Here is a 6399-nt window from a genome sequence, read left to right on the forward strand (position 1 = left end):
CCGCATACACCTCCAGCAAATTCCCGTCGGGATCCCTGAAGAACAGCGTGCGATGGCCGAACGGCTGGTTCGTCGGCGGCTCAACCAGATCGACGCCGTGCCGCACCAGCTCCTCGGCGCAGCGATCGACGTCATCGACGGCAACCTTGAACGCGAGCTGCAGCGACGCGCTCCCCCTCGGGGTCGGCGCATCCTTCGCCGTCCGGCCCGGCCGCGACAGCGCGAGCGTGTTGCCGCCGATCTGATACTCGATCCAGCCCGCCGACAATTCGCGCGTCAGGGATAAGCGGAGGACGCCCTCATAGAAGCGGCGCATCGCCGCCATGTCGCGCACGAAGATGACGGTGTAGTCAACGGCGCGGATGGAGTGGAAGGGTGAGGTGGTGGGTGGATTTTGATCGTTCACGGCTGCATCTCCACTTGGCCCGCCATCATTGATGCGCTTGTCACAACGTTAATCGCACCTAAAATAGGCTGCCCAATCGTTTGAGAATAGAGTGATACACAGTGGATTTGCTTGAAGGCGTCTTACGTCTCTTCGGCCTGATCTTTGGTTGGCTCTTCGGCTGGCCGCTAGCCGTCTTCCGCCGCTGGATCGATCGCCAGCCGGATCGCGATCCTTCGCAGATTTCGCGCCTGGAGAAGTTTGGACGGGCTTATGCTTGGGGCATTCTTGACGCTCTGCGTCCTCATCCCGCTGGGTTGGCTGATCTTCAGGTGAGGACGGCAAACGTGTAGTCCGCATGAGCGCAGCGACATGCGCGAGACGGTTAAATCCCGGATATCACTTCGTCATGCGGGTCACACTTGCTAGTAATGGACTAATCGGTCGAAACCACGCGCCTTGCCAAATTGCACCAGTGCCTGCGATCCTCGTAGCCGGTGACGCCCCACGCGGCGCGATGGTTTGCACCGCAGACCAGCGGACGGACCCGATCAAAATCGATCTGGCTGACTTTCATTCCCCACAGACAGTTGCGACCGTCATAGGACGCGCAGGCCGCGTTGCTGCCCATGATGCGATAGGCCACCACGCCGCCGTTCGGCGCGGGGAAATTTGCCATCCGCCAGCCCGCTCCCGTAGCAGGCCTGGGTGGCCCACACGGCTCGTCAATGCAGACGGCATTCGTAACCACCGGACTCATCAGGCCGAGCGCCAAAACCACGGCTCCCGCCATCATCGATATCTTCGCTACCATGATGAACCTCCATTTCACTTCGAGGCCCCCGGGTCATGGTGGCAACGTGTGGTTGTCCGGGGTATGAGATGGTTCACACTGAATCGATGGTTCACGCTCAACTGATGAGTGTTGCGTTGTATCAGTATTGCTGTCGCTGAGGGCGCGCCCGATGACAAGCTCCGCGATATGCGGGGACATTGAATCACGGATATCGCTTCCACCTACGCTCTTCGAGCTACGGCGGACTAGTCGCGCATCCGGGTTAGGTTTGTTCAGGCCTTGGCATCCGGGCCACCCCAAATCCTTTCCTCGCTCCATCCCAGCTCCGCGAACTCCGCAGCCCGCAACGGCGCTTCGCCCACCGCGAAGAACTCGTCGAGCTGGGGCGGGCTCACCGACGTGCCTGAGAGCATCGCGTGGGCCTGCCCGCGATGGTGCACCTGGTGCTGGAACAGATGCAGGAGCAAACGGTCCATCCGTTCGCGCTGGATGGAGCTGCCGCGATGCACGGAGACGATACGCTGCAGTCCGGCGCTGTCGAGCGCTTCGACGACCTTGAGCAAGCGCCGATCGACTGCGGCCTGCGCTTCCTTCAGCGCGGCGACCGTTGCACAGGGTTCGTCATCCGCGAAGGCGGCCGGGCCGAGCGTGCCGCCTTCCATCGCATCGACGTAGAAGTGGTCGATGATCAGGATGTGATTGAGCGTGGCGCGCAGGCTCGGAAAGAAGCCGGTTCGTTTCGCCGTGAATTCTTCCGGCGTCAGCCCAAGACAGGCTGTGAGCAGCCGGTGGTTTGCCCAGGCGTTGTTGTACGCCATGGTGCGGTAGGGGAGCACGTCATTCATTGGCGTTGCCAGCCAGTAGCCCCGCATGAGCGCAGCGATATGCGGGAAACGATAATAAAGATCCCGGATATCGCTTCGCTCATCCGGGCTAAGCTTGCTCCGCCGTCATTGCGAGGAGCGTCAGCGACGAAGCAATCCATCTATCCCCGCGCCGAAGCATGGATTGCTTCGCTTCGCTCGCAATGACGGTTTGGCGAAATAGCGTCCCGCTCCTTACTCGGCCGCCTGCTGCATCGGCGATTCCAACGCCTCCACCACCTTGGGCGGCGACATCGGCAGGGCGTAGAAACGCTTGCCCAGCGCGTTGTAGATCGCATTCGCCACCGCCGCCATCACGGGGACCAACGGCACTTCGCCGACGCCCTTGACGCCTTGCGGGTGTTTCGGGTTCGGGATCTCGACCATGATGCAGTCGATCATCGGCAGGTCCGAGCAGACCGGCATGCGATAGTCGAGGAAGCCGGGGTTATCGACCTTGCCCTCTTTCGTGTAGATGTACTCCTCGTTGAGCGCCCAGCCGATACCTTGGGCGACGCCGCCCTGGAGCTGGCCCTCGACATAGCCGGGGTGGATGGCGCGGCCGACGTCCTGCACGGCGGTGTAGCGGATGACGCGCGCGATGCCGAGATCGACGTCGACCTCGACGTCGCAGACATGGGTCCCGAAGCCGCCGTCGGCGCCTTGGGTGTTGAGCTGCACGCCGGCCCCAATGGGTCCGCCCATCGCGGGCGCCTTCTCGGCGAGCTGTTCCAGCGTCAGCGGCTCGAACTGGCCGGCGTTCGGGCTCACCGGATGCGCGGCGCCGTTCTCCCACTTCACCGCTTCGGGATCGATCTCCCAGATCTTTGCGGCGCGCTCGCGCAGCGTCTGGATGATCTTTTCGGTCGACTGCGTCACCACCATCGAGGAAGCGAACAGCACGCGGCTGCCGCCGGTCAAGTTGGAGAAGCCGACTGTCTGCGTATCGCCGATGACGACGGAGACGCGGCGGTAGTCGATGCCGAGCAGTTCGGCGCAGATGTTGGCGATGCCGGCGCGCGAGCCGCCGATATCAGGATGCCCTGTCGTGACGACGACGTTGCCATCCTCGGTGATGTTGACTTGCGCGGAAGATTCGCCGCCGGCGTTGAACCAGAAGCCGCTAGCCACGCCCCTGCCCCTTGGCTTGCCGTGGCCGTCGCCGAGCGGCGCGGCGTAATGCGGCGAGCTCTTGGCCGCTTCGACCGTCTCGATATAGCCGATGCGCGGGAACACTGGACCGTGCGCGGCTTTGGTACCTTCCTTCGCGGCGTTCTTCAGGCGGAAGTCGAGCGGGTCCATCTTCAGCGCTTCGGCGACTTCGTCCATCACGCATTCGACGGCATAGGCGCCGATCGGCGCGCCCGGCGCGCGATAGGCTGCGACCTTGGAGCGGTTGGAGCAGACGTCAAATCCTTCCGAGAGCAGGTTCGGGATGTCGTAGGGTGTGAAGCTGCACCCCGCCGCGCCGCGGATCGGCGAGCCCGGGAAGGCGCCGGCCTGCAGATAGAACGTGCCGTGCGCGGCGACGATCTTGCCGTCCTTGGTCGCGCCGATCTTCACCGTGCTCTTCGAGCCCGAGGTGGGGCCGGTCGCGCGCATCACTTCCTCGCGCGTCATCACCATCTTCACCGGCCGGCCGGATTTTTTCGCAAGCAGCGTCGCGAGCGGCTCGAGATAGACGATGGTCTTGCCGCCAAAGCCGCCGCCGATCTCGGCGGGGATGGCGCGGATGTCGCTCTGCGGGATGCCGGTGAGATAGGCCGTCATTGCGCGGACCATGAACTGGCCCTGGCTGGAGCTCCAGATCGTGGTCTTGCCGTCGGGCGCGACCGAGATCAGGCAGGCATGCGGCTCGATATAGCCTTGGTGAACGGGGCGCGTGGTGAAGGTGCGCTCGATGACGATGTCGGCCTTTTTGAAACCTTCCGCGATGTCGCCCTTCTTGTGATCGAGGCGGCCGACGATATTGGAGGGCTTGCCGTCGAACTTGTTGAACTCGTGCAGGATCGGCGCATCGGGCTTGATCGCGTCGTCGATCTCGATCGACCACGGCAGCACCTCGTAGTCGACGTCGATCAGCTTGCAGGCTTCGGCTGCGATCGCTTCCGTGGTCGCCGCCACGGCGGCGATGGGGTGGCCGGGGAACAGCGCCTTGTCGCGCGCCATCACGTTGCGGCACATCCAGCGCATGTCCTGGATGCCCAGCATCACTGCGCCCTTCTCGATCGGGAAATCGACGATGTCTTTCGAGGTGACGACGGCCTTCACGCCGGGCAGCTTCTCCGCTCTTGAAGTGTCGATCGATCTGATGCGCGCATGCGGATGCGGGCTGCGCAGGACCTTGCCCCAGATCATGCCGGGCATGGTGGTGTCGGCGGCGAACTGGGCGCGGCCGGTGACCTTGTCCATGCCGTCGGGCCTAATGGTGCGCTGGCCGATCCATTTGTTGTTGGTAACGAGGTTCATTGGGCTGTCTCCCGAAAATTATTGCGCGCGCATTTCGGCGGCAGTTTCCATCACCGCGCGGACGATCTTGTCATAGCCGGTGCACCGGCAGAGGTTGCCGGCGAGCCAGAAGCGGACTTCCTCCTCGCTCGGCTTCGGATTTTTCCTAAGCAACGCGTCGGAAGCGACCAGCATGCCCGAGGTGCAGATGCCGCATTGCAGCGCCGCCATCTCGAGAAACTTCTGCTGCAGCGGATGCAGCTTGTCGCCCTGCGCCATGCCCTCGATTGTCCTGATCTCGTGGTCTTGCGCTTCGACCGCAAGCATCAGGCAGGAGCAGATCAGGCGGTCGTCGAGCGTGATCGAGCAGGCGCCACAATCGCCGGAGGCGCAGCCTTCCTTGGAGCCGGTCAGCGCAAGCGGTCCGCGCAACGCGTCGAGCATGGTGTCTGATGGCTCACACAGAAATTCCATCGGCTCGCCGTTGATGGTGGTCGTGACGTGAACTTTGGCCATGAATTATTTTCCTGTAGCGCGTTGGGCAGCGAGCGCGGCGGTGCGCTTGAGCAGCACGCCGGCCACCTTGGTGCGATAGGCGATGGTGCCGCGCTTGTCGTCGATCGGACGGCAGGCGGCGGAGCACGCAGCAGCGGCTTTCGCGAGCGCAGCGTCGTCGAGCTTTGAGCCGATCAGCGCTTTTGCTGCGTCTTCGACCAGCAGGACCGTCGGTGCGACGGCGCCGAGGCCGACGCGGGCGGCGGTGACGGTGCCGTCCTTCATGGTCAGGCTGACGCCGACGCCGACCACGGCGATATCCATTTCGGTGCGCGGGATCATGCGCAAGTACGCATCGCTCGAGCCGGGCGGACGGGGCGGCAACGTGAAGCTCACAAGTATCTCGCCGGGCTTCAGATTGGTGCGGCCGGGACCGGCGGGCACGTCTTCCACCTTCAGCTCGCGGCGGCCGTCCGGGCCCTGCACGGTGACGATGGCGCCGGCCGCGACCATCGCTGGCACGCTGTCGCCGGCGGGCGAACCGTTGCAGAGATTGCCGCCGGCAGAGGCCCTGCCCTGCACCTGCTTGGAGCCGATCAGATTGACGGCCTCGAGCACGCCGGGCCAGACCTTGCCGAAATTCTTGTGTTCCGCGAGCGCCATGCCGGACACGGCGGCACCCAAGCGAAAGCTGCCGTCGGCCGCTTGCTCGATCGCGGTCATCTCGGGGATCTTCTTGATGTCGACGATCACGCCGGGCTTCAGGAGGCCGGATCGCATCTGCACCAGCAAATCCGTTCCGCCGGCCAGGATGCGCGCCGCGCTGCCGGCTTTCGCAAATGCGCCGACCGCTTCGTCAAGCGTGCCAGGCGCCAGATATCGGAGTTCCGTCATGGTCTTCCCGCCATCTCCCTTTTTGTCTGCCCGCCCCATATGAACGATGGCCTTATGCCGGCCCGGCAGTATTGCCCAAGCCTACACGGCGGGAGGCGGTTGGAACAGCCTGCGAGATCAGGTTGATACGGCAGGCTCCTATGCGCGTGGCGGGGCTTGCGCGGCCGATTGCTCCGAGGCGGGACTCATTGGGCGGAGGCCCATCCGCCGTCATTGCGAGGAGCGCTAGCGACGAAGCAATCCATCTATCCCCGTGCTGAGGCGTGGATTGCTTCGCTTGCGCTCGCAATGACGGGGCTGGGACCGTTGGCTAATCCGAGCTGCCGGTCTAAGACTGGGCCTTCTGACTCACGATTTTCGCGGGGACATTGATGCCGTCTTTCCGATTCTTCATTGCTGCCACGGCGTCCCTATTCCTTCCATCCTTCGCCATCGCCCAACCAGCCCCCGCACCCGCCCGGCCGGCCGCGGTGGCGCCGAGACCGGCGGTCGCACCGGTGCCGGGTCAGCAGCCACCG

General features: G+C 64.0%; 7 protein-coding genes. 1 reads left to right on the forward strand and 6 read right to left on the reverse strand.

The window, feature by feature from the left end:
- Window positions 1-406 (reverse strand): VOC family protein (locus tag CP49_RS12745; protein ID WP_057850595.1); only part of this gene is annotated, 406 nt, incomplete at its 3' end.
- A gap of 101 nt (window positions 407-507) precedes the next feature.
- Here CP49_RS12745 and CP49_RS12750 point away from each other — a divergent pair.
- A complete protein-coding gene (locus CP49_RS12750) occupies window positions 508-738 on the forward strand; it encodes a hypothetical protein (protein WP_057850596.1) in 231 nt (76 codons plus the stop codon).
- A gap of 83 nt (window positions 739-821) precedes the next feature.
- Here the strand turns inward: CP49_RS12750 and CP49_RS12755 are convergent, their stop codons facing one another.
- The 5 genes from CP49_RS12755 to CP49_RS12775 all read right to left on the reverse strand — a co-directional run bounded on the left by CP49_RS12755 (window position 822) and on the right by CP49_RS12775 (window position 5881).
- Window positions 822-1199 carry a hypothetical protein gene (locus CP49_RS12755; RefSeq protein WP_057850597.1) on the reverse strand — a complete coding sequence of 126 codons (378 nt, stop codon included), beginning with the start codon at window positions 1197-1199 and terminating at the stop codon, window positions 822-824.
- 254 nt (window positions 1200-1453) lie between these two features.
- On the reverse strand, window positions 1454-2026 hold the full coding sequence (locus tag CP49_RS12760) for a DinB family protein (protein WP_057850610.1): 573 nt from the start codon (window positions 2024-2026) through the stop codon (window positions 1454-1456).
- 213 nt (window positions 2027-2239) lie between these two features.
- Window positions 2240-4513 (reverse strand): xanthine dehydrogenase family protein molybdopterin-binding subunit, encoded by a 2274-nt coding sequence (locus CP49_RS12765; protein WP_057850598.1) that lies wholly within the window; start codon window positions 4511-4513, stop codon window positions 2240-2242.
- Between the two features lie 18 nt (window positions 4514-4531).
- Entirely contained in the window at window positions 4532-5008 is a 477-nt protein-coding gene (locus tag CP49_RS12770) for a (2Fe-2S)-binding protein (protein WP_057850599.1), read from the reverse strand.
- Between the two features lie 3 nt (window positions 5009-5011).
- A complete protein-coding gene (locus tag CP49_RS12775) occupies window positions 5012-5881 on the reverse strand; it encodes an FAD binding domain-containing protein (RefSeq protein WP_057850600.1) in 870 nt (289 codons plus the stop codon).
- Window positions 5882-6399 lie beyond the last annotated feature (518 nt).

Source organism: Bradyrhizobium valentinum (genome assembly GCF_001440405.1).
GTDB classification, from domain to species: Bacteria; Pseudomonadota; Alphaproteobacteria; order Rhizobiales; family Xanthobacteraceae; genus Bradyrhizobium; species Bradyrhizobium valentinum.